The following is a 26,268-nucleotide window of genomic DNA, read 5'->3' as shown; positions in this document are numbered from 1 at the left end:
TTATTTTTACAATTACTCCTCTTTTGCCCAGTGGTAGGAATAACGGACCGCCCTGTTCCAGCCTCTTATTTTCTTCTCCCGCTCCTCCTCCGGGATGCCGGGCATGAAAATACGGTCAATGGCCCAGTTCTGCAGCACTTCTTCTTTATTCTTCCAGTATCCGACAGCGAGACCGGCCAGGTAGGCAGCTCCCATGGCTGTAGTCTCCACGCATTTCGGCCGGTTCACAGGTGCATTGCTGATGTCAGCCTGGGCCTGCATCAGGAAGTCATTGGCACTGGCGCCTCCGTCCACCTTCAGGGAACTCAGTGTAATCCCGGAATCCGCCTCCATGGCCTTCAACACATCGTTTACCTGGTAGGCCAGGGACTCCAGTGTCGCCCGGATGATATGGTATTTGCTGACTCCTCTCGTAATGCCCACGATGGTCCCTCTGGCATAGGGGTCCCAGTGGGGCGCTCCCAGGCCGGTGAAGGCGGGCACCACATAGCAGCCGTTTGTGTCCGGCACCTTATTGGCCATATACTCGGAATCCTCGGAAGAATCAATCAGGCGCATCTCATCCCTGAGCCACTGGATGGCGGCTCCCGCCACGAAAATGGAACCTTCCAGGGCATAATTTATCTTTCCGTCCAGCCCCCAGGCAATGGTAGTGAGCAGCCCATTGTCAGAGAAGACCGGTTTCTCACCAGTATTCATAAGAAGGAAGCATCCTGTTCCGTAGGTATTCTTGGCCTCGCCGGCCCGGAAGCAGGTCTGTCCAAAGAGAGCTGACTGCTGGTCCCCGGCAGCCCCGCCGATGGGAATGCTACCGCCGAAGTAGGAGGCATCACTCTCTCCGTAAATGCAGCTGGAGGGCTTCACCTCCGGCAGCATAGATGCCGGGATATCCAGAAGCTCCAGTATATCCTCGTCCCACTGAAGGGTGTTGATGTTAAAGAGCATGGTCCGGGACGCGTTGGAGTAGTCTGTCACATGCACCTTGCCCTTTGTCAGCTTCCATATCAGCCAGGTCTCCACTGTGCCAAAGAGGAGTTCTCCCCTTTCAGCCCGCTGTCTCGCACCCTCCACATGATCCAGTATCCATTTTATCTTGGTTGCCGAAAAATAGGCGTCTATCTTGAGCCCGGTCTTCCGCCGTACCATATCCTCCAGACCGTCCGCGATCAGTTTATCACAGAAGCCGGCCGTCCTGCGGCACTGCCACACAATGGCGTTGCAGACGGGCTCCCCTGTCTTTTTGTCCCACACAATGGCAGTCTCCCGCTGGTTGGTGATCCCGATCGCGGCAATGTCCGCCGCCTCGGCCCCTATCTTGCTCATGGCTTCCACTGCCACACCAAGCTGGGTCGACCAGATCTCATCCGCATCGTGCTCCACCCAGCCCGGCTTCGGGAAATACTGCGTAAACTCCTTCTGCGCCACGCTGCGGATATTCCCCTGACGGTCAAATAAAATGCAGCGGTTGCTGGTCGTCCCTGCGTCCAGCGCCATCACAAATTGTTTCATAATTGTCCTCCTTTTTGCAATTCCGGACGTAATACTTTTTAAAAGTATTACGTCCGGAATTGCAGTAATTGGTATGTTATTTTGTATTTACCTCTGAATACTTTCCTTATTGTCTGTTATCCTATTGAATTATCTGCCTGCTTCTGCGTCTTCCCTTGCCAGATAGCGGCGGGTATAAGGGCACACGACAAAGCATTTTCCGCACAAGTCCGCCTCGATCCCGGTGCGCTGCCGCATAAGTTCCACCTGTTTCTTATAGCAGGTATCCTTGTCGAGCAATGTCTCCCGGTCCATGCCTGCACTCCACAGTGTCCCTTTCAAGGCATGTGCAGGACAGTTATCCACACAGGCCCTGCAGGCGCCGCAGCGGGAACTTGTGACCGGCTGTCCGCAGGGAAGAGGAGCGTCTGTGAGAAGCGACGAAAGGCGGATGGCTGACCCGAACGCTTCCGTCACAAGGATACAGCTTTTCCCTATCCATCCGAGCCCCGCTCTCGTGGCCACTGTTTTGTGGGGAAGAGGCGTGATCCAGTTTTCATCCTGGCAGACTCTGTCCGTAGTCTGGGCCCAGGCTTTGAATCCCCGGCTTTTCAGGAAATCCTCTCCGGCCAGCACGATCCTGTTCAGTTTCTGATTTAGGGAATGGTAGGTCTCATAGTATTCCAGCGTGGGGCCGTCCTGGATCTGCCGGACGATCTTTTCCGGAACCGGGACAGCCACAGCCACGCCCACAGGATATGGCGGGGTATGCTCCTGCCGGGACATGATTCCGGTCAGATCCCCGCACCCTGCCAGCGCCGCCCCCTCATCCTCCAGCACAGATTTCAGTTCTTTCCAGAGTGTATCCTCCATGCCCTGTCCCTCCTCACCTTACAGAATTGCAGTACTTAAAAGTATTCACATTACAGCAGGACCTTAAAGCTCTTCTCATCTTCCTCCAGCGGGAGGTCTTTCCCGTCGATCCAGTCAATCTCGATAAAGCTGTCATGGTTCAGGCTGTACAGGAGCTTGTCCACAAGCTGGGGCCTCCCCTGGATCTCCAGCGTCACGGTCCCGTCCATCTCATTTCTCACCCAGCCTGTGAGCCCCAGGGATTGGGCCAGGTATTTAGCTTTATAACGGAAGCCCACTCCCTGCACTCTCCCGCGGAAATTCAATTTCTTTCTGACTCCAGCCATATATTCCTCCTGTTCTCTTTCATCTGAGGTATTATTTTTATTCTAATTCTTTTTCCACAGGCTGACAAGTCCTTCCAGTTATATCCGCATCATCTCCGACATGATGCAGCCGCCCGTCGCCCCGCAGGACAAGATTTCCTCCATCTGACCCGTGCCCATATGTATACCGCCGATGGCCCACACCGGCACATCCACCAGAGCGCAGATTTCCTGCAGAAAGGCGGTTCCCCGGGGAAGCAGCCCTTTTTTACAGTCCGTAAGATAAATATGCCCCGCAGTCAGGCAGGTGGCGCCCAGCCGCAGCGCTTCCTCAGCCTCCCGCACAGAATGGACTGATGTTCCCACATGGGTGAATTCCTTTAAAATTCCTTCTTCCCTGTATCTTTTCAGAAGCGCCAGCGGCAGGTGGATGGCATCCACCCCCGCATACAGCGCGGTTTCCGGGTATGTATGATATACGCAGGGCACCTGGTACTCCCGGCAGACCGCAAGCACCTGTCCGGCCAGGCGGGCGTAATCCTCCTCTTCCAGATCCTTCTCCCGCACGATCACAGCCGTCGGATGTAACTGGCAGACCCGGCGGATCTGCTCCAGGTAGGGCCGTGCGGCCAGATGGCGGTTTGTCACCACCGCCACCCGGGACAGGACGTCCTCATCCGGAAGGCCTCTCTTTGCCATTTCTTTCCTACACATAGATGTACTCCGCCATGACGGGCTGCAGATGGTTGGCCTCCAGAGCCCGGTAGACCTCATCCACGGACCGGCCGTCTGAGATTTCAAACTGCTCGTCCCCCTTGTCCGCGACCTCCTCTCCGTGCTCCCCGATACCGGTGCTGACTCCCGCCGAAATCTTTGTGGCAGCGATCTGCACCAGGTTATCCCGGACTCTGGCACATTCCCGGCTGGAAATGGTGATGCTGGCAAAGGGCATGAAGAGCCGGTAGGCGCACACCACCTGCAGGAGCTGTGCCTCGTGGACATCCATGGGATTGATCCTGTCATTGTTGATGATGGGCCGAAGCCTGGGGCAGGAGAAGGCGATCTCCCCGTGGGGATATTTCTTCTGCAGGAGCCAGGCGTGCATGCCCGTGGCAAACGCGTCCTTCCGGAAGTCATCCAGTCCCAGGAGAGCGGCAAATCCCACCCCTCTCATGCCTCCCAGGAGCGCTCGCTCCTGGGCGTTAAACCGGTAGGGAAAAATCCTCTTGTGCCCCGCCAGATGGAGGGTCTCATACTTATCTGAATCATAGGTCTCCTGGAAGACTGTCACATAGTCCGCCCCGCATGTTTGCAGGTAGGCATACTCGTCCGAGTTCATGGGATAGACCTCCAGGCCGATGACCCGGAAATATTTCCTGGCAATCTGGCAGGCCCTTCCGATATACTCCACTGTGGACTTTTTCCTGCTCTCCCCGGTCAGGAGCAGGATTTCCTGAAGTCCGGTCTTTGCGACAGCCGCAAACTCTCTCTCCATCTCCGCCTCGTCAAGCTGGGCCCTCTTTATCTTGTTGTGGCAGTTGAATCCGCAGTAAATGCAGTAATTTTCACAATAATTTGCGATGTACACCGGCGTGAACATGGCGATGGAATTGCCGAAATGCTTCCTGGTCTCCGCCTGTGCGGCCTGGGCTATCTCCTCCAGGAGCGGCATAGCCGCCGGGGAGAGGAGGGCCTTGAAGTCCTCCAGGGACCGGCTGTCCCTTCCGAGGGCTCTGCGCACGTCGGCCTCTGTGTAGCTGTCATAGTCATAGAGCTCCATCTCGGAGATGACCCTGTCCATCACCTCTGAGCCGATATCCTCCATATCCGGCAGGTAGGTCATATGGTCGATCCGGTTCTCCCTCTGGTGCTCCCGTATCTCATCACTTAAAATGCTTTCATTTACATGGTTTTCTGCACTCATTTCCGCATGCCTCCTTCTGTGTCAGCTGTTAATCTCTCAGATATCCGGTGAGAGGCGATGAAGCGCTCCCTCCCTTTGCCCGGACACCTCCCATCCCTGCAAGGTGGGCGGCCCGTCCCGCCTCCACAGCCAGCTTCATGGCGCCGGCCATGGCCGCGATATCCCCGGATGTAGCAATGGCCGTGTTGGCCATGACGGCGGCGGCCCCCATCTCCATGGCCTCGCAGGCCTGGGAGGGTCTCCCTATCCCGGCATCCACGATGATGGGAAGGTCTATCTCATCGATGAGGATCTGGATAAATTCCTTTGTGCACAGCCCTTTGTTGGACCCGATGGGAGCCCCCAGAGGCATGATACAGGCTGCCCCCGCATCTGCCATATCCCTGGCCATGTTCAGGTCCGGGTACATGTAGGGCATGACGGTAAACCCTTCCCTGGCCAGGATTTCCGTGGCCTTGACCGTCTCATAGTTATCCGGGAGCAGGTATTTGGTGTCCCGCATGATCTCGATCTTGATGAGGTCACTGCCGCAGACCTCCCTTGCCAGGCGGGCAATGCGCACTGCCTCCTGGGCGTTCCTGGCCCCCGAGGTGTTGGGCAGGATGGACACGCCATCCGGTATGTAGTCCAGGATGTTGGCCAGTCCTCCCTCGTTGGCCCGGCGCAGGGCCATGGTGACGATCTGGGCCCCGGCGTGCTCCACCGCCGCCCGGATCAGCTCCAGGGAATATTTCCCCGACCCCAGGATAAACCTGGACGTAAATGTGTGGTCTCCCAACTTCCATGTATCCGTTTTACTATCTGTATGTATCTCCATTTTTTCTCCTTTCCCGCCGCCCTTCAGGAGGCCGGCGCCTTCCTCTTTGTCTCTTCCGGCACAAACCATACAGCCCCTTACCGCTCACCCAGTATGAGCCGCAGCACCATGTTGGCCTGGTGTGCTGCACACAGGGCCACCCTGGGTGCCATGAGCCCCCGTCCGGCGGCCGCCTCGGTAGTCTCATCCCCGCACAGGTAAAAGCGGGAGGAAACCCTCCTTGTGTGGATCGCATTGCCGTCCCCGTATCCGGCCATGCCGCTGGCTGCCACCAGATATGTCCCCGGCAGCTTTTCCAGCACCTCCCGGACAAGCATTGCCTTGTTCCCGGCATCGTCAAAGGCCTCACATATGTACATGTCATCCCGCAGCAGCGCTGCCGCGTTCTCCTCTGTCACGCGCAGGCAGTCCGTCCGCAGCTCAAGCCACGGATTGATGCGCAGCAGGTTTTCCCGGAGCGCCTCTGTCTTGTACATCCCCACCTGGTCAGCAAAATATTGCTGTCTGTTCAGGTTAGTCACATCCACGCGGTCAAAATCAATGAGATGAAGACGTCCCACCCCGATCCTGGCAAGGCTGACTGCTATGTTGGACCCAAGACCGCCAAGGCCTGCCACCGCCACCCGGGCAGCGCTGATGCGGGACTGGACTCCCTCCGTGTGGCGGCCATTGAGGGCCTGACGCATCTCCTCTTCTGTTATCCTGATATCCCCCATTCTCTCTAGCCTCCTCCCACAAAGCTTACGACCTCCAGTGTATCCCTGTCGTTGATAAGGCAGCTTTCATATTCCCTCCTGGGCACGATGGCTCCGTTCTTTTCCACCGCCACCCGGTCCGTCCTGTAGCCCTTCGCCTCCAGGAACGCACTGACAGAAAGTGCGGCAGTAAAGCTCTCCTCCTGCCCGTTTATGCGCACTGTGATCAAAATGGTCCCCTCCTTTCCTCTCCGCAGGCCCCCTGTGCGTGACAGGTGCGGGACTGCCTGCCCGCGGCAGGCTCCCCCTCATTTCCCATAAAAAAGGTTCACGAAAGAATACACCCGCGGTGGTGCACCCCTTCGTGAACCGTCCTTATCCATTCACTGTTCACTCACATGGTCCTGCCCTGTTCTGTTGTCTGTAAATTTCCTGACCTGCCCGCAAAATAAGAAAAGGGAAATGGCATCATGCCATTTCCCGCAGTCTCTCATCTATTTCCCTACGTTGGCATTATCCAAATCAGGTTCCCGGGTCGAAGTTCCCAACTTCCTCTCAGCCTGTCTACAAGCTCCCCCTATGCAATTTACATGTTCCAATATACCCACTTTGCCAGGAAAAGTCAATAGCTTTTCCTCTACTCGGCTTCTATGGCCTCATATCCCTCCGGGATGGTGATGCCCAGCTCCTCACAGATAGCGGGATTGTACTTTTTCGTCACCTGGGCCGCTGTCTCCACCTCCATGGATGCAATGTCTTCTCCCTCTGCCAGTATCTTGTATGCCATCTCGCCGGTCTGGTATCCCAGGTCGTAGTAGCTGATGGAGAGCGTGGCCACGCCGCAGCCGCTGCAGATGCCCTCCTCTCCCGCGATCACCGGGACCTTGGCGGGAAGGCAGATATTGTTGATGATCTGGGTGTTGGACGCCATGGTGTTGTCCGTGGGGATGTAGATGGCATCGCACTCCTCCACCGCGTTTTGAGTCACAGACTGTATCTCGTTGGAGTCGGCAGCTGTGTACTCTTTGTAGGAAATGCCGTCCGCCTCCAGCTCTGCCTCAAAAAGCTCTGCCTGGTACTTGGAGTTGGACTCTGCGGAGCAGTAAAGGATCCCCACTGTCTGCGCCTCCGGCACAAGCTCCAGCAGCATATCCTCCTGCTCTTCGATGGGCGCCAGGTCGCTTGTCCCTGAAATGTTCACTCCCGTGGCTCCTGTCCAGTCATCTATTCCCAGCGCGCTGCCATAATCAGTAACGGAAGTTCCCAGGATCGGGATGTCTGACGTCGCCTGGGCTGCTGTCTGGAGAGGCAGGGTAGCGTTGGCAAGAATTAAATCTACATCAGAAGAAACAAAATTATTGACGATAGTGGAGCACATAGTCTGCTCTCCCTGTGCGTTCTGCACGTCAAACTCTACATTGTCCTCGCCAAACAGCTCCCGGCAGGCATCCTGAAACCCTTCCGTGGCCGCATCCAGAGCCGCATGCTCCATCTGCTGGCAGATTCCTATAGTATATGTACCGCTTCCGCCTGCGTCATCTCCGCTGCTTCCAGAGCTGTCTCCTGAGCTGCTTCCAGAGCTGTCTCCTGAGCTGCTTCCGCAGGCTGCAAGTGCGGCTGTCATGACTGCTGTCAGTAAGATTGCTGTTACCTTTTTTAACTTCATGTCCTTTTCCTCCTGTCGCTTTATCGCTTAAAACTTCTACACTTTATAGCACTAAAGTATTTATGAAATAAATTATACAGAGATACGCAGAAAAGTCAAGCCCTTTTTTATTTTCTTTTCACACGTCCTCTGTATACCCCTTTGCTCCACATGGCAGCGCCGCAAGCTGCACCTCAGCCACAAACCAGTCTTCCTCCATGCGAGCGGCGATATCTCCCTCCATCCTGCGGGCCAGCTCTCTGGCAATGGAGAGGCCCAGGCCCGTGGAGGTCCGGCTCCTTGCCTCATCTGCCTTGTAGAACCTGTCAAACACATGCTCTGTATCAATCTTGTCCGGACAGGACACCTGGTTGGCAAAGGTCATGACAGCCCTGTCCCCCTGCCTCTTGAGCGCAATGCGGATCTTCTTCTCGCCGTGGTCCATCCCGTTCTTAATGAGATTCTGGATGACCCGCCTGAGGGCACGGGGGTCTGCCTCCACACAGATTTCCTCCTCAGGAATGGAAAACTCCGGTCTGATCCCAAGCGCCAGCCATTCCTCGTAGTAGGAAAACAGCGTCTCCTTCAGGATCCGGTTCAGCCGGCAGGCTGTCCTCTCTATTTCATAGCGCCCGCCCTGGAGTTTCGTGTAAGTGAACAGCTCCTCCAGCATCTCCTTCAGACTGCCAATCCTCTCCTGGATGATGCGGATATACCGTTCCTGCTCCTCCGGGTCTCTGGTCTCCCGGAGGAGCTGAAAATACCCGTCCAGGGAGGTGAGAGGCGTGCGGATATCGTGGGACAGGTCCGTGTAGATGCGGGCAATCTCTCCCTCCTTTTCCATGTACTCTCTGTGTTCACTTTTCATCTCCAGCAATAGTTCATTGAGCTCTTCTGCCAGCTCGCCCACCCCGCCGGCCCGGATCTGGGTCGTGATGAGCATATTGCTGTCGTGCTCCCGCAGGAACGCAATCTGGCGGCAGATGTCCTTCATCTGCCGCTGGTATTTCCACAGCACTACCGCCAGGATCACGATACCTGTTATAAGGATAATAGTCAACATCCTGTCTCTCTCCTTCTGTAAATGCTCCTCCTGTTGACTTCTCCTGTCCCCTACACATCCCTCTTCTGGAACACGAGAGCCCCCAGGCCTGCCGACAGGACAAGGAACAGGGCCGCTGTCAGCAGCGCTCCTGTCACGTCTGACGCGGAGGGCGCCAGGGGGAGCATGGCAATCTTTCCCGTGATGGTGTGGGAGATAATGTCAACATCTCCAGCCCCCATCCTGCGCAGCAGTGTCTCCGCCCCACCGTACAGGATGATAGCCAGGTTCTGGCAGAGCAGCACCCCCAGCACCATGCTCAGCACACTGCTCCGTATGATCACTGTAAGGGCACACAGGACCACCATAAAGGCACAGTGCAGTGCTGTCTGCGCTCCCAGATAAGGGAGGAACTCTCCCGGGTCACCCCAGGCCAGGGTTCCAAAAAGCAAGGCATCAGAAATCGCCTCAATGGCCACGAAAAAGAGGATGGTAAACACTGTGTACACCATCACAGCCACCGCCTTGGCCGCCACAAGGGCCGCCCGGCTCCTCACCTGCCCCGCTGTGTTCTTCACATAGCCGCTGCTCATGTCCGCCCCGGAAAACAAAATCGTGAATATAGCAATAAAAAGAGCTATAAATCGCCCCTGTATATTTGCCGCAAACAGGTCAAACACAGTCACCTGCTCTCCAGGTGTGGTGGGGAGAGTGACAGTCATACCCAGGTTGGGCGTCTCCTCCCCGCTCTCATCCGGCGAGGAGGGACTCACCTGCACCATATCCACCGATGCCTCGGCCGCCTTCCTTGTGTCTGCCCGATACTCATCCCGGCTCATGATATTAGTAAAAAGCACGCACCCCGTCAGCACGATGAGGATCACATAGGCGCTCCTTGTGTGGAGCATCCGATATATTTCCATTTTTATCATATTAAGCATCTGCGCCGCCTCCTGTCAGTTTTAAGAAATAGGTCTCCAGCTCCCCGTTTGTGACAGAGATGCCCCGCACAGGGATTCCTGCCTTTGCGAAGGCCATGTTGAGCGCCGCGCTCTCCTCCAGCCTCTCAAAAATGTAGATGTGCTCCCTGTCTGCCACCTGGTATCGTTTTATTCCCAGGCGGTCCATCACCGGAACAGCCCGCTCCGGGTCATCCAGTGTGACCTCCAGCCTCTCGCTGCATTTTTCCATCAGCTCTTCGTTCGTCAACTCCTGGAGAAGAGTCCCGTTGTGGATGATCCCGTAGTCTGTGGCTATCTTGGAGAGCTCCTCCAGGATATGGCTGGAAATGAGGATCGTCATATTCCTTTCCCTGTTCAGCTTCAGCACCGTATCCCGCACCTCCGCGATCCCCTGTGGGTCCAGGCCGTTGATGGGCTCGTCGAGGACCAGCAGGTCCGGCTCTCCCACCAGGGCCAGGGCGATGCCCAGCCTCTGCTTCATGCCCAGGGAGTACCTCTTCACCGGCTTCTTGCCCACGCCCCCAAGGCCCACGATATCCAGAAGCTCCTCCTCGTATCCCCTCTTGTACACGCCAAGGAGCATGCTCTTCATTTTCAGGTTGTCTCTGGCAGACATGCTTCCGTAGAGGCCCGGCCCCTCGATGAGGCAGCCTACCCTGGAGCGTACCCGGCTCAGATCGCGGCCCCTGCACCCGAACAGCTCGATCTCTCCCGCCGTGGGGGAGGCCAGACCGCTGATCATCCGCAGGGTAGTGGTCTTGCCCGCTCCGTTCCTGCCGATAAAACCGTATATCGCCCCCTTCTTTATATGCATGCTCACCTGGTCTACTGCCCTGTGCCTGCCGTACTGTTTTGTCAATGCTCTTGTCTGCAGCAGCATCTCACTCATATTTCTCACTCCTTTTCTCTCGATCTGTCTTACATTCTAAGGACCTTTCCTTAATCCTTCGCAAATAAAATCTAAAGAAAAGGTAAAGCTTACCGGGGCATACGGTAGCCGATACCCCATATAGTCTCAATGTACTCCTCCTGCGTCTCCCTCTTTATCTTCCTGCGGATATTGCTGATGTGCACGTCCAGTGTCTTGGTCTCCCCCATGTAGGGCTCCTCCCAGGCGTACTCAAAAATCTCCTCCTTGCTGTAGACCCGCCCCGGGTGGGACAGGAGGAGTTCCAGGATGGCAAACTCCTGGCGTGTAAACCGGGGCAGCTCTCTTCCCCTCACAAAGACCTTAAAGGTCTCCTTGTCCAGGGTCATCTCCCTGTGGCTCAGAGTGTTCCCGGCAGCCTCGGCTGTCCCCCGCCTGCGCAGCTGCACCTCGATCCTTGCCAGCACCTCCCGTATCTCAAAGGGCTTTGTCACATAGTCGTCCGCCCCGCTCTTTAAGAGGTCCACCTTGTCGTCCAGCCGGTCCTTCGCAGTCAGCACGATGACCGGGATATCCCTCTTTCTGCGTATCTCTTCCAACACCTTCTCCCCCGGCATGCCAGGCAGCATAAGGTCGAGAAGGGCCAGGTCACACTCCTCCATGTCGAGGCGCAAAAGAGCCTCGGTCCCGGAGTATGCCTGGCTGCAGGAGTAGCCGGCTCTCTCCAGCGCCTCCTTTAAAAGTCCGTTGATATTCGCATCGTCATCTATGATCAGTATGTGGTCCATCTTGCCCTGTCTCTCCTTTTCTTCCTGTTCCTTTTAGGAAGGAGATGCCCAGTTTTTCCATCTCTTCCCTAAGCTTTCCGTACCGGCTCCTGCTGACCGGGACGGATGTCCCTCCCTCCAACTTGGCCTCGTAGGTCTGGCCGAAACGGCTGGCGCCTACTGCCTGTATATTGGCAAGAGGCACCAGGAAGGACTGATGGCAGCGGAAGAAATGGTAGTCCAGGAAGATCCGCTCCAGCTCCTCCAGGGTGTGGGAGGTCTGGCAGATTTCCCCGTCCTTCCTGTGGATCTGCACTTTTCTCTTCTCCTTACAGATGTAGAGGATCTGATCTGGCTCCAGGAACAGGTAGTCTGCCCCGCTCCTGACAGCGATCTTCTCTTTTCTCGGCGCGCCCGCCTTTTTCCGCACCTTCTCAAAGGTCCGCTCCATCCGCCGGATATCCACTGGCTTAGTGAGGAAATCCACCGGCTCATACTCGTAGCTCTCCAGGGCAAAATCCGCGTGCCCGGTGAGGAACACATAGGGCAGCCCCGGATGCCTCTCTTCCATGTAGGCCGCCAGGGAAAAGCCGTCCCCGCCAGGCATCTCTATATCCAGAAAGGCCAGCCGGACCGGCTCTGTATCCAGGATCTGCCTGGCCGCCTTGGCGTCCCCGGCAAAGAGGATCTGGGAAGGCTTTGCAAAATGCTCTAAGGCGGCGATGGAGTCCTGCGCCGCCACAGGCTGGTCGTCCACCAGAAGTATCTTTCCCTCAAACATCACGATGCCTCCTTCACTAGTCTAAGCGGGATCTTTGCCACAAAATGGATGACCTGGCCCTCCATGCGGGAGTACACCACGCCCCCGTACCTGGCCGCCAGGGCCTGGATGGAGGCGATGCCGATGCCCTCGTGCCCGCTCTTGGAGGAGGCGCCTGCCTGGTAGGAGGCCATGGGGTCTCCCTGCCGCGCCTCATTGGCCACATTGATGATGCAGAACTCGCCTCTTTTTAGGATCGTCAGATGGATGCCAAATGACCGGTCCGGCAGCCGCTCCGTCTCGTCCAGGGCATTCTGCAGAAGGTTTCCGATGATCTTGTTTGTCTCATAGACATTGGTGGCGATCTGGGACAGGTCGTTCTCCACCGTGATCTCCAGGCGGATGCCCTCCTGCTGGGCCCGGCTCTGGAAGGAGAGGATGAGGGCGCTGACCGCGGCGTCTTTTAGGGGCAGCAGCCGGTTCATGGCCACTGAATCCTGCAAAAGCTCCTCCAGATACTTCTCGCAGGCCTCGTAGTCCTTCCTGAGGAGCAGGCCGTGGAGGGTCTGCACGTGGAAATTGTAGTCGTGTCTCTGAGAGCGGACCACGCTCATGTAGGTCTGCATGTCATCCCGGTACTGCTTTTCCGTGCGCAGGGATTCTCTTTCCTTGCAGGCTGCCGCCACCAGGCAGAAAAGCCGCAGTCCTCCGAAGAAGGCAAAAAGGGCGAGGGCTGCCGTGGGCAGGGAGTTCCTCCCCAGGACAGGGAACGACAGGCACAGGCCAAAGGCCACAAAGAGCAGCGCTCTTCTCCCCGGCCTGTCCCCATCCTGCGTCCCCTCCTTGCAGAAGTACTGCTGCCAGCCTTCCTCCGGGAACTCCCGGGACAAATAGGCCAGGCCTGCGCAGACCCCCAAAAAGGCCATCAGCGCCAGCATCACCCGGAAGAAGGGGGAGAGGTAGGAAATCCCAAGGAGCGCCTCCGCCACCACCCGCAGCATGCCAAAGCAGCCGCAGGAGAGGGAGACAGCGGCCAGGATATCGACCAGGGATTTCTCCTGCTCCGCCCCATGGCGCAGCAGCACCGCCATGTAGGAGGCCAGAAAGAGAAGGCAGGCCACGCTGCCTAGCCGTATCCCTGCGTCCAGGCACCAGGCCAGCCCGCAGACGGCTCCGCCTATAAAAGAAAGTACCAGGCTGCGCCCTGCTCTCTCCCTCTCCCAGCGCAGGGCCGCAAAGCATGACACGGCCCCGCCCAGTCCAAGAAGTGCATAATCGGCGATCAGCATGGTACCTCCTCCTTCGTTTGTGATCGTTGTCTTAAATCTGTTTTAGTATAGCATCCCCTCTGCTACTTTTCAATCGTTTCATCATGGTACAAAAGCTCTGCCAGCTCCCTGTGGATCCTCTCTGTGTCCATGCCGCCTACGGACTGGTGGACCACCTGCCCGTTGTGGAAATAGCGGAAGGCCGGGATGCCCATGATCTTGTATCTCCTGGCCAGTTTCCGGTACACAGACGTGTTCACCTGGATGAAGCGGATGAACGCCATATCGTCCGCCACCTCCCGGTAGTAGGGAGCCGTGCCGACGCAGGCCCCGCAGTTGTCCCCGTAGAAATCCACCATCACGTACTCTGCGCCTTGTACCAGCTGGTCAAAATTTTCCTCTGTCGCTTCTATCACTGCCATCTTCTGCCACTCTCCTTAGACAACTGTATCTTGCGTGTTGCTCATATTCCTTCTGAAATAATTTTAACAATCTTAACACGTCTCCATTTTTCCGCACAACACGACATGTCTATTCGGATGTTTTTGTTGTCTGTTCGGCAGTTTTACAGGTCCCTTCTGCAGGATAAGGCCCCGTCTGCCGCCTCCAGGATCTCCTGGCCGCCTACGATGCACGAGCCTCCTTTTTCACAGATCTCATCCAGGATACGGCTGACCTTCTCTAAATCCTCTTTGGTCGTACAAAGGATCTGCCTGCGGTCCCTTTGGCGCATCTGCCCTGTCACCTGCTCCATGTAATCTTCCGCTGCCTGCATCCCTTTCTGCCTTGCTGTAAGAAGTGGCTCTGTGGCTGCAATGGTGCTGATGATATAGGAGGTCAGCTCCTGCCCGCTGGCGCACAGTTCCCGAAGGGAGGCCCCGGCCTTGTCAAAGGCGGCCAGGGAGGCGGCGGCAGAAGGATCGCGGAAACTGGTAAAGGCCACGTCCCCGCCAGGCGTGATGGCAAGCCGGGTGCCGTAGGCTCCCCCTTTGACCCGGACGGTGTTCCACAGATACCCGTAGGACAGGATGCGGGCTGCCACTGCCATAGCTCCGCTGTACCTGGCCCCGCACTGGGCCAGATGTCCTCCCTTGCCGGCAAAGCCCACCGGGGCCGGGACAAGGATGCCCTCCCTCACCTGCCTTCTCCTGAACCAGGAGGCCGCCTCCGCCGGGGCCTCCCCCTCAGGCAGGCTGGAGGCCAGCCCTGCGATCTTTTCTCCCGGGATCTGTCCTGTGACAGAAAGGACGGCGCGCCTTCTCACGAAGAGCCGTCTGCACAGTTCTTTCAGCCTGCCTGCCAGCTCCGCGCCTCTCTCCTCAAACTGGCTGTCCATCTCCCGCAGCCAGTCCAGCATACTGACGCCCCGCAGCGCCTCCCTGGCCCCGCCTTTCGCCGAGCACCCGGCGGCGATGCGCAGGGAGGCATAGCTGTCACCGTGCATGAGGACGTGCTGTTCCAGAGACAGCCTGAGCTGGCGCAGACGGCCTCTTAGGTAGGCAAGATCACCAAAATCCGTGTCCAGCAGCACTTCCCTTGTCAGTTCCTTTGCCTCCTCCAGCTTTTCCTCCAGGGCTGACACATGGACGGCAAAGCAGGGCTTACACGTTGCCGTCTCCCCTCTTGGCGCGAACACCTCCACACTGGTCTGAAAACGCCCCAGCTCTCCTTCCAGAGACGCCGCAAGCTCCAGGACGGAAAAACGCGCCGTCCTGGTCTGCCCCAGCAGGGTCTGCAGGAAGGAGAGAAGGTGCAGCTCCTCCTCTGTCAGGTCCCCGGCCAGGAAGTACCAGACAAGATGGGCGATGCCTTCTGTCTCCAGAGGATGACAAAGGACCCTGACCCCCGCCTCCTCTGTCACCTGCTGGGGGATGTCCGGCGTCTCTTCCTCTATATCCGCAAGGGACAGCACCGGAAGCGCGGCCAGGTCCTGGGGGCGGTCCGGCCTATTCTGGAAGGCCCTAAGGGCTGCCAGCTTCTGGATGACCTGCTCCCTCTCCTGGCTGCTCCAGCTCTCTTTTATCCTGCGGAAACGCTCTGCCTCCTCCTTTCTCTTCCTCTCTCCCAGCTCCCTGGAGGGGAAAAGCACCACCTGGGCACAGTGTGGGTTCTCCAGGAAATTCTCCCGGATAAACTGCTCAAAATAACCTCCTTCTATCCCTTCCCGCAGGCGCAGGAAGGCGTCCCCCAGGCAGAGATTCTGGGCCGGGTCCCCGCCGTAGAGGCAGCTCTCCAGCATTTTCATGCAGTTGACAAGCCCCTGTGGGAAACCTCCTGTCTCCTTCTCCCGATAGCGGAACTCCATCCGGCTGATGACCGCCTCCAGCCTTCTGTGGTCCAGCCCCTGGGCGGCCAGCTGCTCCAGCACTGTGCGCACGGTATCCCAGATCTCCTGCTCCTGGTCTCCGGCAGCATTTCTCACCACCAGGACGGCAAAGGGCTGCTGGACGCCGTCCACCTTGGAAAATTCCACGTTCTCAGCCAGCCCTCTCTCCAGCAGCGCCTTCTTAAGAGGCGCCTCGTTGGAGCCGCAGAGCATCTCGCAGAGAGCCTGGCAGGCCAGGTCCTTCTCCGGCTCGTCATAGCGCCCGTAGACCCACCCCTTGGCCAGGATCGTCTTCTTTGCGATATCCTCCTCCCCGGTCTCATAGGGAAGCCGCGTCTCATCTGGGTGTACCGGGCTCTGAAGGGGGATGGGATGATCCTCTTGCTGCGGCTCAAAGCCGGACAGCGCCTGCCCGATCTTCTCCAGCACCGGCCCGATCTCCATCTCCCCGTCCAAGAGGAACCATGCGCCTGACGGGTGATAGTATTCCCGGTACTGCGCCTTGTACTCCTCGTAGGTGAGCGCCGGGATGCAGGCAGGGTCCCCGCCGGACTGGAACTGGTAGCAGTTATCCGGGAAGAGGGCCCGGTTCAAGGCGCTGTCGATCAGCGTGTCCGGCGACGCGTACATCCCCTTCATCTCGTTGTACACCACGCCGTTGCAGGAGAGCTCTCCCTCCTGGCTGTCCAGCTCGTAGTGCCAGCCCTCCTGGCGGAAGATCTCCTCCTTCTCCAGGCAGAGCGGATGCAGCACAGCGTCCAGGTACACGTCCACCAGATTGAGGAAATCCTTCTGGTTGCGGCTGCTTACCGGATACATGGTCTTGTCCGGGAAGGTAAAGGCGTTCATAAAGGTCTGCAGGGAGCTTTTGATCATCTCCACAAAGGGCTTGCTCACCGGGTATTTCCGGGATCCGCACAAAAGCGAGTGCTCCAATATGTGGAAGACCCCCGTATCGTCCGACGGCAGCGTCTTGAATGCCGCCGCAAACGTCTTGTTCTCCTCCCCTCGCTCCAGCCACAGAAGCCGGGCGCCGTTTTTCGCAAAGTGCATCTGCCAGAGAACAGCCCCTGTCTGCGGCAGCTCTCTCCTTGTATCTATGACAAAGCCGTGGGCCGCAGCCGCCTGCTCTGTCTTCTGTCTTTTCAAGTCCATCCTTTTTTCTCCTTACTGTGTCATTATTTCTTTCAAACTTCTCTCCATTGTCCAGATGCCGGGAGAAGCTGTCTGCAAAGAGAACTGATTCCCAGAGGGGGTGATATGTCTCCTTGCAGCGCTTGAGTCCCGGCATCTGTCTGCATAAAATAAAAGAAAAATGGACAGCCGTCAATGCAGACTGTCCATTTGGCATCTCTCTTTGTCTATCTGGCAGTTTTCCCGCCTGGTCTATCCCGCTTCCACAGCGCCGGGATCAAAAGAGTGGATCACTCCAGCCCCATCTCCTCCAAAAAGCACTCCACGCTGCCGGCTTTTGCCGCTGCTTTGTGCCATTTGCTGAGAGTCGGCAGATCCTGTTCTTTCATGATCTGCTCCCTGACCTTTTCCGGCACAGGACCGAGCTCTTCCAGAAGCTCTAGCACATCCTCTGCTTTTCCCTCTGCCTTGCTGACTCTCCGGGTCTCCTGCACATCGTATGCCTCAAAATTTTCAAATAGCATATGAAACTCCCTCCGCTCAATACGATCGGTGAATTCCTCCACCTCTCCTTTTGGAACATTCAGCCGCAGCAAAAGGACAGAAATGATCTTCCCGATCAGTTTTAAGACAGTCTCAGGCGCTTTCTGGCTGATATCCTCAAAGTATTCCTCCGGGATATCTTTGAGAGTCTGGAAATCCGCTGCGCTCCGCAGCTTGTCCACCAGCATGATCAGCGACAGCTCATTTCTCTTGTCCAGCAGTTCCTGGTTCGAGTATCCCGACAGGCGCACCACCATATAGCGAAATGACGGGATATATTCTCCAAGCACATCACCCAGATACACTCTCTCCTTAAAATCAGCGGACGCCGTCCATCCACCGGAGCCATCATAAAAGACTACCGGGAGAATAGGTGGATAGCGGAAATCTTTCAGCTTTGTCGCACCTTTCCTCTTCGCCTCCTGCTCCTGGGCGTAATCCGTCCAGATCTGGACAGAATAGCGCAGTGTCCGGAACGACATGTCGTAGTCCACCTTTGACTGATGCTCGATCATGGCGATCACATACACTTCCTCCATACCGGGAACATCTTTTATCCGGATTTTCTTTACAGAGTCAGAGTCTCTGTTCTCCTGCCACATCCACAGAAATCTTTCCGAGATGTCCTCAATATCCTCCGGCTCCACATTTCTTAGTATCCCCACGTCTACATAGTCCTGCAGGAACTGTGCACACAGGACATGGTCGTCAAAGATCAGCTTTGCACTGCTGTCTTTTGGCTTCGTGTTCCGTATTCTGTTGTTTGCGTCCCCCCATTGCTCCTCCTTTCACAGCTTCTCCTGACAGGCAGGGTTGCCGGGAGCACATTCCGGGACATATCTACAGTGCCATTGTATCAACATAACTCAGGAAAAACAAGACAGTTTTTATCCCCTGTATCTCCCGCCTTCTGCCAACTGCCAGGGAGCGTTTCTCTTTTTAATTGGTTGACCTGGTTTCTTTTGGATTTCTGAAAGATGTTTCTGACAGTCAGATACGATCAGATTTCATACAGAATGCTTTTCCAGGCCGGAATGGCCCGAAAGGATTACATATAGTATATGGCAAGCCGCCCGGAATTGCAAGCGCTCTTTTCCCCCTTCCAAAAAATATTCCCCGCCGGCCCCTGCCTGTGTTATAATTCATGCGTATGTAAATGCAGGCAGAAGGCGCGGCGGCGCTTTCGGACTTTCATTTTAATAAAGAAAAAACGGGAAAGAAGGCATGTACCTATGAGAGCATCAGACGACAAGAAGATCACAGTCCTGGGGCTGGGCGGCGTAGGCGGCTACGTGGGAGCCCTGCTGGCGGACGCCTACCCCCACGTCACCTTTGTGGCCAGGGGAGAACGGGGAAAATCTATTCGGGAGAACGGCCTTGTCCTCCACAGCGACTACCGGGGAGAGCGCACCGTGCGCCCGGAGAGAGTAGTGGAGACAGCAGAGGGCCTGGAGATACAGGACTACATTTTCATCTGCGTCAAGAATTATTCCCTGGAGGAGGCCTGCCGCTCCCTCACAGGCTGCGTGTCTGAGGATACGGTCATCGTCCCTGTCATGAACGGAGCGGACCCCGGAGACCGGGCCCGGGAGTATCTGCCAGGCGGCACGGTCATCGACTCCCTCATCTATATCGTGGCCTTCGCCAACGCCGACTTCTCCGTCACCCAGCAGGACAGATTTGCCAACCTCTACGTGGGCATCCAGGACGCCTCTCCTGACGACTGGAAGAAATGCTGCGATGTGACGGATCTCCTCAATGGGGCCGGGGTGGACTGCACCGCCTCCCGGGATATCCAGGCGGAAATCTGGAAAAAGTATATACTGAACTGCGCTTACAATGTGGAGACAGCCCTCTACGACAACTGCATCGGACAGCTCCGGGAGGACCTGGAGAAGGCCGCCATCTACGAGGCCCTCGTGGACGAAGCCTGGCAGGTGGCCCTGGCAAAGGGCATCCACGTGACGCAGGCGGACCGGGACTCCATCATCTACCGCTTCTACCACAAACTCCAGTACGATGCCACCAGCTCTCTTCAGCGGGATGTGAACGCCGGACGCCCCACAGAGCTTGAGACCTTCAGCGGCTATATCGTCCGGGAGGCTCAGCGCCTGGGCGTGGCCGCGCCGGTATCCGGGGAAATGTACACGAAGCTGAAGGAAAAATGCCAGGCATAGGCTCCAGGCAAACAGAAAGGACGAACATGCAATGAAACGATTACTAAGCTACTTAAAGCCCCACCCCTTCATCACGGTCATGGCTCCTCTCTTCAAGATGCTGGAGGCCACCTTTGAACTCTTTGTCCCCCTGGTGGTAGCGCAGATGATCGACGTGGGGATTGCCGGGAACGATGGCCCCTATCTCTGGAAGATGGGGGCTCTCCTCATCCTCCTGGGCATCGTGGGCTTTTCTTTTTCCCTGACCGCCCAGTACTTTGCGGCCAAATCCGCTGTCAGCGCCGGCATGGCCATGCGCAGCGACCTGTTTGCCCACATAGGCACCTTCTCCTACCAGGAGATCGACACCATCGGCACCTCCACCCTCATCAACCGGATGACCAACGACGTGAACCAGGTGCAGAACGGAGTCAACATGTTCCTCCGCCTGTTCCTGCGCTCCCCCTTTGTGGTCCTGGGCGCCATGGTCATGGCCTTCACAGTGGACGCCAGGGCGGCCCTTCCCTTTGCCGTCACCATCCCCGTGCTCCTTGTGGTCGTCTTTGCCATCCTTCTTGTCAGCATGCCCCTCTACAAAAAGGTCCAGAGACAGCTTGACCGGGTGCTCCTTGTGACCCGGGAAAATCTCCTGGGCATCCGGGTGGTCCGGGCCTTCGCAAGACAGGAGGAGGAGAAGGAGCGGTTCGGCCGGGAGACGGACGGGCTGTACCGGAAACAGATTTTCGTGGGAAAGATATCCGCCCTCTTAAATCCCCTCACCTACGTCATCATCAACCTGGGCATCATCGCGGTCCTCTGGTCCGGCGGACGCCAGGTGGACGCCGGGGACCTGACCCAGGGACAGGTCATCGCCCTCATCAACTACATGTCCCAGATCCTGACAGAGCTGGTGAAGCTGGCCAACCTGATCATCCTCCTCTCAAGGTCCCTGGCAAGCCTTGCCCGGGTAGACGCCATCTTCGATGTGGAGCCCTCCATCCCCGACGAGGGGGATGTTCCTGCTGTCCCGGGCGAAGGGAACACTTCCGCCATCCCGGGCAGGGAGGCCGGACAGCCGGCTGTCTCCTTTGAAAATGTAGGCTTCACCTACGCCGGGTCCAGGGAGGAGACCCTCCACGGCATCAGCTTCTCCGCCATGCCAGGAGAGACCATCGGCATCATTGGCGGGACCGGCTCCGGAAAATCCACCCTGGCAAATCTCATCCCCCGGTTCTACGACTGCACCTCCGGCACCATCCGGCTTTTCGGGCAGGATGTGCGGTCTCTCAAGCCATCCGCCATCCGGAAACGGGTGAGCATCGTGCCCCAGAAGGCCACGGTCTTCTCCGGCTCTCTCAGGAAAAACATGCAATGGGGCAAGCGGGACGCCACCGACGAGGAGATTTACCGGGCGCTGGACATCGCCCAGGCAAGAGAGTTTGTAGACAGCAAGGGCAGGGGGCTGGACCTGATGCTCCAGCAGGGCGGCAGCAACCTGTCCGGCGGACAGAAGCAGCGGCTCACCATCGCCCGGGCCCTTGCAGGGCAGCCTGACATCCTCATCCTGGACGACAGCGCCTCAGCCCTTGATTTCGCCACGGACGCAAGGCTTCGGAAGGCCATCAAGGAGAGCACGGGAAATATGACTGTGTTCATCATCTCCCAGCGGGTATCCGCCATCCGCAGCGCGGACCACATCCTTGTCATGGACGACGGGCGGCCCGCCGGGTACGGCACCCACGAGGAGCTGCTCTCCTCCAACCACGTATACCAGGAAATCTGCGCGTCCCAGTCTGCCGGAAAGGAGGCATCTGCAAATGCATAACGAGACATCAGACAAGAAAGTGAACAACAAAAAGACGCTGCGGCGGATCCTCCACTATATCCGCCCCTACACAGCGCTCGTCATCCTCTCCCTCCTGCTCTCGGCGCTGACCGTGGGGCTGACCCTCTACATCCCCATCCTGACCGGGCGGGGCGTTGACTATATCGTGGGAGAGGGGCAGGTGGATTTCACAGGGCTCATGGCTGTGATCGCGGGGATACTCATCTCCATCGCCGTCACCGCAGTGGCCCAGTGGGTCATGAACCACATCAACAACAAGGTCACCTACCGCATTGTCCGGGACCTTCGGGTCCAGGCCTTTGACCATCTCCAGGAGCTGCCCCTGTCCTATGTGGACCGCCACTCCTCGGGGGACCTGTTAAGCCGTGTCATCACAGATATCGACCAGTTCTCCGACGGGCTGCTCCTGGGCTTCACCCAGCTCTTTACAGGGGTGGCCACCATTGTGGGGACCATCATCTTCATGCTGGGCATCAATCCCTGGATCACATTGATCGTGGTAGTCTTAAGCCCCCTGTCCTTCCTGGTGGCGGATTTCATATCCAAGAAATCCTTCACCATGTTCAAAAAGCAGTCCGAGACCAGGGGTGAGCTGACAGGCTTCACGAACGAGATGCTGGGGGGCATCAAGGTGGTCCAGGCCTTTGGCTACCAGGACGAGGCAAACGAGGAGTTTGACGAGATAAACAAAAGGCTCTCCGAGTACTCCCTGAAAGCCACCTTCTTCTCCTCCATCACCAACCCCGCCACCCGCTTCATGTACTCGGCCATCTACGCGGGTGTGGCCATCGCGGGATGCTTCTCTGTCATGGGCGGCATGCTGACTGTGGGACAGCTCTCCAGCTTCCTGAGCTACACAAACCAGTACACCAAGCCCTTCAACGACATCACCAGCGTGCTGACCGAGTTCCAGAATTCCATCGCCTCCGCCGCCCGGGTCTTTGAGCTCATAGACGAGCCGTCCGCGCCGGCGGAGCCCGCCGACGCGGTGGTGCTGACAGAGCCGGAGGGCCGCATCCTCCTGCAGGATGTGGACTTCTCCTACACGCCCCAGACGCCTCTCATCCAGGGGCTTTCTCTGTCCGTAGAGCCGGGACAGCGGATCGCCATCGTGGGCCCCACGGGCTGCGGCAAGACCACCCTCATCAACCTGCTCATGCGGTTCTACGATGTGCAGAAGGGCTCCATCCAGGTGGACGGCCACGACATACGCCAGATCACCCGCCACTCCCTGCGCACCAGCTACGGCATGGTCCTCCAGGAGACCTGGCTGAAATCCGCCTCCATCCGGGATAACATCGCCTACGGCCGCCCTGACGCCACAGAGGAGGAGATCATAGAGGCGGCCAAAAAGGCCCACGCCCACAGCTTTATCATGCGCATGCCGGAGGGATATGACACCATCATCTCCGAGGGCGGCGGCAACCTGTCCCAGGGACAGAAGCAGCTCCTTTGCATTGCCAGGATCATGCTCTGCCTGCCTCCCATGCTCATCCTGGACGAGGCCACCTCATCCATCGACACCATGACGGAAATCCGCATCCAGCGGGCCTTTGAGACGCTGATGAAAGGGCGCACCAGCTTTGTGGTGGCCCACCGCCTCTCCACCATCCAGACGGCGGACGTGATCCTTGTCATGGACAAGGGGCACATCATCGAGCAGGGGACACACCAGGAGCTTCTGGCGAGGCAGGGCTTTTACGCAAATCTGTACTACAGCCAGTTCGCGGCGGACAGCTAGGCTGTTCCATTCTGTCCTTCACCAAATCGACCCGTCAGGATCTTACGTCGGCCTGTCAGGATTTTTCATTTTTTTCTTGACAGGTCTGACATTCTGTAATATAATAATTTTTGCTGTGAGAGATACACAGTGATGTGGGCATAGCTCAGCTGGATAGAGCGTCTGGCTACGGACCAGAAGGTCGGGGGTTCGAATCCTCTTGCCCACGCTGCCATGACGGGTCCCTGAGAGGGACCTGTTTTTTTGTATTCCGTTGTATCCCGGTATCCGGCGGGCCGTCAGAAAACCTTCATTTTCATTTCACATTTATTTAATAACACAGTCACATTTTTATCACATTTTCCCGGTATAGTAATAATCGAACAAAGGAACAAAACCTTTATTCAATTTTCTTTTTCATAATTTCCCCCTCCGGCCAGAGTGTTTTCACTCTGGTCTTTTTATGCCCCTTTTGTTTGACTTGCCCGCATCCCCGGGTATACAATAGAGTGGATCGACACAAAGGTCATTCCACATCAAATGTAAAGGACTGAAAAAAATGACAAAAAAAATAGCCGTTATCAACGACCTCTCCGGATTTGGACGCTGCTCTCTCACAGCCGCCATATCCGTCATCTCTGTCATGGGAGTGCAGCCCTGCCCCCTGCCCACAGCCATCTTGAGCGGGCAGACCGGATACCCTCACTACTACTGTGACAGCTATACAGATAAAATGCCTCTCATCCGCACCGAGTGGGAGAAGATGGGAGTGCGCTTTGACGGCATCTGCACCGGTTTCCTGGCAGATGAAAGGCAGGTAAAGCAGATCCAGATGTTCCTGGACAGCTTCCTGACTGAGGACACCTTTCTCCTGGTGGACCCGGTCCTGGGCGGGGACGGCAAACCCCACGGCCTCTTCACGGAGGGCCTCCTGGAAAAAATGAGGGAGCTTTGCCAGAAAGCGGACATCATCACCCCCAACCTGACAGAGCTCTGCCTCCTCACGGGAGCAGACTACGGGGAGCTGGGCTCCATCAAAAATATTTCCCTCCTCATGGAGGTGCTCAGCGAGCTGGCCCGCTCCCTCCTCCACGGAAGGCTCCGGGAGGTGCTCGTCACCGGCATCTGCTACACGGACGGGGACGGCGTTCCCATGATGGGCAACCTGGATGTGACCGCCGGCGGACATGATCTGATACCCTTCCCCTGCATCGGGGGCAGCTACTCCGGCACCGGGGACCTGTTCGCCGCCTGCATTGCGGCCGGCATGGCCAGAGGGGACACGGTGACGGACACGGTCCGGCTGGCCGGGAAATTTATCAGCCTGGCCCTCTCTGACTCCATAAAAGAACAGGTACCTCGCAATGACGGCGTCAATTACGAAAAGTACCTGTCCATGCTGGCCCCTAGCGGAACCCTCTGTAACGGTTCAGACACGCATATATCTCCTGCTTCCTCGTCATAGCAAGGGAGGAGGGGATGTATGTCCCCTTCACCAGGCAGGAAAGTCCCCTGCCCTCTATCTCTCTCCAGATTTTCTCCGCCAGCTCCTCAAGGCTGACGTTCTTTTTTGTCTCCATCTCCTCGATGACATTTTTCAGCACATAGCTGAGCGTGGTGGTCTGCTCGCTGTCCGTTATCTGCTCCACATACTTGAGCTCCACCGTGTCCTTCCCGATGGAAAAGCTGTCCTTTCCATACTGCTTGACCTTGATCTGACCGTGCTTTTTGTCAATCTTCCCAAGGCGCGGGTGCCGGGACATGGCCCCCCATCCGGCAATCCCCTCGGATTCCCTCCGGTGGGCTGCCACAAACTCCATCTCCTCCTTGTTCCGGCTGCAGATATCCTTCACATGGTCCGTGATATCGCAGGCCCGGTAGGTGTCCATCTGGATGATCTTGTCCGCGATGTAGAAGTAGGCTCCCGAGCTGCCCGCCACCAGGATGACCGAGACGCCCTTCTCCTCGTAAAGCTTCCTGGCCTGCTCGATAAAGGGGGTGATAGGCTCCTGCTCCCTGGCGATGACAGACTGCATGAGGGCGTCCCGCACCATGAAGTTGGTGGCGGAGGTGTCCTCGTCTATGAGGAGCGCGCCTGCCCCCGCCTCCACAGCCTCCACCACGTTGGCCGCCTGGGAGGTGGAGCCGCTGGCGTCCTCCGTGGAGAAGTCCACCGTGTCCTTTCCATTTGGCAGATGGTTGATAAAGGGGGAGATGTCCACATGGGCCACAGCCCTTCCATCCTCCGCCCGTATCTTCATGGCTGTGTCATCGGTGATGACATACTCTCTCCCGTCCCCCTTGATGTGGTTGTACACGCCCAGCTCCAGGGCTTTCAGAAGGGTGGATTTGCCGTGGTAGCCGCCTCCCACGATGAGGGTGATGCCCCTGGGGACCGCCATCCCCTTCAGCGCCCCTTTATGGGGAAGGGAAAGCTCCACCTCCATGCTCCTTGGGCTCTCAAACACCACAGCCCCCTTCATGGGCTTGTCCGAGACGCCGCTCTGCCGGGGCAGGACAGCGCCGTTGGCCACAAAGGCCGCCAGATTTCTCTTCTTTAGTTCCTCCCGGATAAAGGTCTGGTCCTCCGCCAGGTCCGCCACCTCCCGGAGCACCTTCGGGTTCAGATTTTTGTAGTACAGGGCCCTCTTCACGCACTGGGGCACATAGTCAAACAATATCTTCTTCAGCTCCGGCGCGTTGATAGTCCGCCCGTTTGCCGGAAATCCCACCTCAAACCGCACCAGTATCCGCTTTCCGTTCATCTCCAGGGCCGTCCGCTCCAGCACCTCCTGGCCGCATCGGCTGATGCTGATGAGGCCGCTCTTGCCGGAGCCCTTTGCCTGGAACATGTACTCCCCGACCTGCCGCGAGAACTCCCGGGTGAGATGGTCCTGCAGGGCGATCCTCTTGTCCTTCCTGTCAAAGAGCTCCTCCGGGAAGGCCGCCGTCTTCTGGGACACCTCCACGCTCACCTTGGAGGGGGCGGCAAAGGGGTCCCCCTGCACATGGTCGATGTGGAGGATAAAGCCGGGAAACTGCCAGCTCCCGGCCAGGCTCTTGTAAGCCGGGTAGCTCTTCCTGTGTATGCTCATAAGCTGCTGTTCCAGCTGCACTGCTGTGTTCATG

The 26,268-nt window shown here is 57.3% G+C and carries 23 protein-coding genes, 1 tRNA gene and 1 riboswitch; of the genes, 5 read left to right on the top strand and 19 right to left on the bottom strand.

Annotated elements, in window-relative coordinates; translation table 11 throughout:
• Positions 1-12: 12 nt before the first annotated feature.
• The 18 genes from glpK to B5E62_RS05405 all read right to left on the bottom strand — a co-directional run bounded on the left by glpK (position 13) and on the right by B5E62_RS05405 (position 18,172).
• Positions 13-1,509 (bottom strand): glycerol kinase GlpK, encoded by a 1,497-nt coding sequence (gene glpK / locus B5E62_RS05490; RefSeq protein WP_087173615.1) that lies wholly within the window; start codon positions 1,507-1,509, stop codon positions 13-15.
• A gap of 129 nt (positions 1,510-1,638) precedes the next feature.
• A complete protein-coding gene (locus B5E62_RS05485; protein WP_087173614.1) occupies positions 1,639-2,361 on the bottom strand; it encodes a 4Fe-4S double cluster binding domain-containing protein in 723 nt (240 codons plus the stop codon).
• A 50-nt stretch (positions 2,362-2,411) separates the two neighbouring features.
• Positions 2,412-2,687 (bottom strand): acylphosphatase, encoded by a 276-nt coding sequence (locus tag B5E62_RS05480; RefSeq protein WP_087173613.1) that lies wholly within the window; start codon positions 2,685-2,687, stop codon positions 2,412-2,414.
• 78 nt (positions 2,688-2,765) lie between these two features.
• Positions 2,766-3,365: a thiamine phosphate synthase gene (locus B5E62_RS05475; protein ID WP_242957725.1), complete on the bottom strand. Its 600-nt coding sequence runs from the start codon at positions 3,363-3,365 to the stop codon at positions 2,766-2,768.
• A gap of 7 nt (positions 3,366-3,372) precedes the next feature.
• Positions 3,373-4,590, bottom strand: a complete 1,218-nt coding sequence (thiH, locus tag B5E62_RS05470; protein WP_087173611.1) for a 2-iminoacetate synthase ThiH — start codon at positions 4,588-4,590, stop codon at positions 3,373-3,375.
• Positions 4,591-4,618: 28 nt separating this feature from the next.
• Positions 4,619-5,407, bottom strand: coding sequence for a thiazole synthase (locus tag B5E62_RS05465; protein ID WP_087173669.1), 789 nt, complete (start codon positions 5,405-5,407; stop codon positions 4,619-4,621).
• A 77-nt stretch (positions 5,408-5,484) separates the two neighbouring features.
• Positions 5,485-6,123: a sulfur carrier protein ThiS adenylyltransferase ThiF gene (gene thiF, locus B5E62_RS05460; protein WP_087173610.1), complete on the bottom strand. Its 639-nt coding sequence runs from the start codon at positions 6,121-6,123 to the stop codon at positions 5,485-5,487.
• A gap of 5 nt (positions 6,124-6,128) precedes the next feature.
• Complete coding sequence (gene thiS, locus B5E62_RS05455; RefSeq protein WP_242957732.1) at positions 6,129-6,323, bottom strand: sulfur carrier protein ThiS; 195 nt, start codon at positions 6,321-6,323, stop codon at positions 6,129-6,131.
• Positions 6,324-6,584: 261 nt separating this feature from the next.
• A riboswitch (TPP riboswitch) is annotated at positions 6,585-6,690 on the bottom strand.
• A gap of 49 nt (positions 6,691-6,739) precedes the next feature.
• A complete protein-coding gene (locus B5E62_RS05450; protein ID WP_087173609.1) occupies positions 6,740-7,768 on the bottom strand; it encodes an ABC transporter substrate-binding protein in 1,029 nt (342 codons plus the stop codon).
• A gap of 118 nt (positions 7,769-7,886) precedes the next feature.
• Entirely contained in the window at positions 7,887-8,810 is a 924-nt protein-coding gene (locus B5E62_RS05445) for a sensor histidine kinase (RefSeq protein ID WP_076778390.1), read from the bottom strand.
• Positions 8,811-8,860: 50 nt separating this feature from the next.
• Positions 8,861-9,730: a hypothetical protein gene (locus tag B5E62_RS05440; protein WP_087173608.1), complete on the bottom strand. Its 870-nt coding sequence runs from the start codon at positions 9,728-9,730 to the stop codon at positions 8,861-8,863.
• Complete coding sequence (locus B5E62_RS05435) at positions 9,723-10,640, bottom strand: ABC transporter ATP-binding protein (protein ID WP_087173607.1); 918 nt, start codon at positions 10,638-10,640, stop codon at positions 9,723-9,725. Before B5E62_RS05435 ends, B5E62_RS05440 begins: the two co-directional genes overlap by 8 nt.
• 89 nt (positions 10,641-10,729) lie before the next feature.
• Positions 10,730-11,407 (bottom strand): response regulator transcription factor, encoded by a 678-nt coding sequence (locus B5E62_RS05430; protein WP_087173606.1) that lies wholly within the window; start codon positions 11,405-11,407, stop codon positions 10,730-10,732.
• Positions 11,382-12,167 carry a LytR/AlgR family response regulator transcription factor gene (locus tag B5E62_RS05425; RefSeq protein WP_087173605.1) on the bottom strand — a complete coding sequence of 262 codons (786 nt, stop codon included), beginning with the start codon at positions 12,165-12,167 and terminating at the stop codon, positions 11,382-11,384. The genes B5E62_RS05430 and B5E62_RS05425 overlap by 26 nt, the downstream gene beginning before the upstream one ends.
• On the bottom strand, positions 12,167-13,435 hold the full coding sequence (locus B5E62_RS05420) for a sensor histidine kinase (RefSeq protein ID WP_087173604.1): 1,269 nt from the start codon (positions 13,433-13,435) through the stop codon (positions 12,167-12,169). The genes B5E62_RS05425 and B5E62_RS05420 overlap by 1 nt, the downstream gene beginning before the upstream one ends.
• Positions 13,436-13,497: 62 nt before the next feature.
• Positions 13,498-13,836 (bottom strand): thioredoxin family protein, encoded by a 339-nt coding sequence (locus tag B5E62_RS05415; RefSeq protein WP_087173603.1) that lies wholly within the window; start codon positions 13,834-13,836, stop codon positions 13,498-13,500.
• Positions 13,837-13,979: 143 nt separating this feature from the next.
• Positions 13,980-16,895 (bottom strand): insulinase family protein, encoded by a 2,916-nt coding sequence (locus tag B5E62_RS05410; RefSeq protein ID WP_087173602.1) that lies wholly within the window; start codon positions 16,893-16,895, stop codon positions 13,980-13,982.
• Positions 16,896-17,164: 269 nt separating this feature from the next.
• Positions 17,165-18,172, bottom strand: coding sequence for an Rpn family recombination-promoting nuclease/putative transposase (locus tag B5E62_RS05405; protein ID WP_083582550.1), 1,008 nt, complete (start codon positions 18,170-18,172; stop codon positions 17,165-17,167).
• A 477-nt stretch (positions 18,173-18,649) separates the two neighbouring features.
• On the opposite strand from B5E62_RS05405, the gene B5E62_RS05400 reads away from it, so the two are divergent.
• The 5 genes from B5E62_RS05400 (at position 18,650) to B5E62_RS05380 (ending at position 24,604) form a co-directional block, all read left to right on the top strand.
• A complete protein-coding gene (locus tag B5E62_RS05400) occupies positions 18,650-19,594 on the top strand; it encodes a ketopantoate reductase family protein (RefSeq protein WP_087173601.1) in 945 nt (314 codons plus the stop codon).
• A 31-nt stretch (positions 19,595-19,625) separates the two neighbouring features.
• Positions 19,626-21,398: an ABC transporter ATP-binding protein gene (locus B5E62_RS05395; protein WP_087173600.1), complete on the top strand. Its 1,773-nt coding sequence runs from the start codon at positions 19,626-19,628 to the stop codon at positions 21,396-21,398.
• Positions 21,391-23,160 (top strand): ABC transporter ATP-binding protein, encoded by a 1,770-nt coding sequence (locus B5E62_RS05390; RefSeq protein ID WP_076778423.1) that lies wholly within the window; start codon positions 21,391-21,393, stop codon positions 23,158-23,160. The genes B5E62_RS05395 and B5E62_RS05390 overlap by 8 nt, the downstream gene beginning before the upstream one ends.
• A 134-nt stretch (positions 23,161-23,294) precedes the next feature.
• Positions 23,295-23,368, top strand: a tRNA-Arg gene (locus tag B5E62_RS05385).
• 330 nt (positions 23,369-23,698) lie between these two features.
• Positions 23,699-24,604 carry a pyridoxamine kinase gene (locus B5E62_RS05380; RefSeq protein ID WP_087173599.1) on the top strand — a complete coding sequence of 302 codons (906 nt, stop codon included), beginning with the start codon at positions 23,699-23,701 and terminating at the stop codon, positions 24,602-24,604.
• Here the strand turns inward: B5E62_RS05380 and B5E62_RS05375 are convergent.
• The gene (locus tag B5E62_RS05375; protein ID WP_087173598.1) at positions 24,546-26,267 is read right to left on the bottom strand and encodes an ABC-ATPase domain-containing protein; all 1,722 of its coding nucleotides are present in this window, start codon (positions 26,265-26,267) and stop codon (positions 24,546-24,548) included. The two genes, B5E62_RS05380 and B5E62_RS05375, sit on opposite strands and share 59 nt — an antisense overlap.
• Position 26,268 lies beyond the last annotated feature (1 nt).

Origin of the sequence: Lachnoclostridium sp. An118, assembly GCF_002160985.1 — a bacterium.
Classification (GTDB): Bacteria; Bacillota; Clostridia; order Lachnospirales; family Lachnospiraceae; genus Claveliimonas; species Claveliimonas stercoravium.
Note: the sequence above shows the minus strand (reverse complement) of the source record. Positions and strands in the feature narration are given on the sequence as shown.

Excerpts from the sequence above, each read along its gene's own strand:
- glpK (WP_087173615.1), bottom strand. The coding sequence starts at position 1,509 with ATGAAACAATTTGTGATGGCGCTGGACGCAGGGACGACCAGCAACCGC.
- B5E62_RS05485 (WP_087173614.1), bottom strand. The coding sequence starts at position 2,361 with ATGGAGGATACACTCTGGAAAGAACTGAAATCTGTGCTGGAGGATGAG.
- B5E62_RS05480 (WP_087173613.1), bottom strand. The coding sequence starts at position 2,687 with ATGGCTGGAGTCAGAAAGAAATTGAATTTCCGCGGGAGAGTGCAGGGA.
- B5E62_RS05475 (WP_242957725.1), bottom strand. The coding sequence starts at position 3,365 with ATGGCAAAGAGAGGCCTTCCGGATGAGGACGTCCTGTCCCGGGTGGCG.
- thiH (WP_087173611.1), bottom strand. The coding sequence starts at position 4,590 with ATGAGTGCAGAAAACCATGTAAATGAAAGCATTTTAAGTGATGAGATA.
- B5E62_RS05465 (WP_087173669.1), bottom strand. The coding sequence starts at position 5,407 with ATGGAGATACATACAGATAGTAAAACGGATACATGGAAGTTGGGAGAC.
- thiF (WP_087173610.1), bottom strand. The coding sequence starts at position 6,123 with ATGGGGGATATCAGGATAACAGAAGAGGAGATGCGTCAGGCCCTCAAT.
- B5E62_RS05450 (WP_087173609.1), bottom strand. The coding sequence starts at position 7,768 with ATGAAGTTAAAAAAGGTAACAGCAATCTTACTGACAGCAGTCATGACA.
- B5E62_RS05445 (WP_076778390.1), bottom strand. The coding sequence starts at position 8,810 with ATGTTGACTATTATCCTTATAACAGGTATCGTGATCCTGGCGGTAGTG.
- B5E62_RS05440 (WP_087173608.1), bottom strand. The coding sequence starts at position 9,730 with ATGCTTAATATGATAAAAATGGAAATATATCGGATGCTCCACACAAGG.
- B5E62_RS05435 (WP_087173607.1), bottom strand. The coding sequence starts at position 10,640 with ATGAGTGAGATGCTGCTGCAGACAAGAGCATTGACAAAACAGTACGGC.
- B5E62_RS05430 (WP_087173606.1), bottom strand. The coding sequence starts at position 11,407 with ATGGACCACATACTGATCATAGATGACGATGCGAATATCAACGGACTT.
- B5E62_RS05425 (WP_087173605.1), bottom strand. The coding sequence starts at position 12,167 with ATGTTTGAGGGAAAGATACTTCTGGTGGACGACCAGCCTGTGGCGGCG.
- B5E62_RS05420 (WP_087173604.1), bottom strand. The coding sequence starts at position 13,435 with ATGCTGATCGCCGATTATGCACTTCTTGGACTGGGCGGGGCCGTGTCA.
- B5E62_RS05415 (WP_087173603.1), bottom strand. The coding sequence starts at position 13,836 with ATGGCAGTGATAGAAGCGACAGAGGAAAATTTTGACCAGCTGGTACAA.
- B5E62_RS05410 (WP_087173602.1), bottom strand. The coding sequence starts at position 16,895 with ATGGACTTGAAAAGACAGAAGACAGAGCAGGCGGCTGCGGCCCACGGC.
- B5E62_RS05400 (WP_087173601.1), top strand. The coding sequence starts at position 18,650 with ATGAGAGCATCAGACGACAAGAAGATCACAGTCCTGGGGCTGGGCGGC.
- B5E62_RS05395 (WP_087173600.1), top strand. The coding sequence starts at position 19,626 with ATGAAACGATTACTAAGCTACTTAAAGCCCCACCCCTTCATCACGGTC.
- B5E62_RS05390 (WP_076778423.1), top strand. The coding sequence starts at position 21,391 with ATGCATAACGAGACATCAGACAAGAAAGTGAACAACAAAAAGACGCTG.
- B5E62_RS05380 (WP_087173599.1), top strand. The coding sequence starts at position 23,699 with ATGACAAAAAAAATAGCCGTTATCAACGACCTCTCCGGATTTGGACGC.
- B5E62_RS05375 (WP_087173598.1), bottom strand. The coding sequence starts at position 26,267 with ATGAACACAGCAGTGCAGCTGGAACAGCAGCTTATGAGCATACACAGG.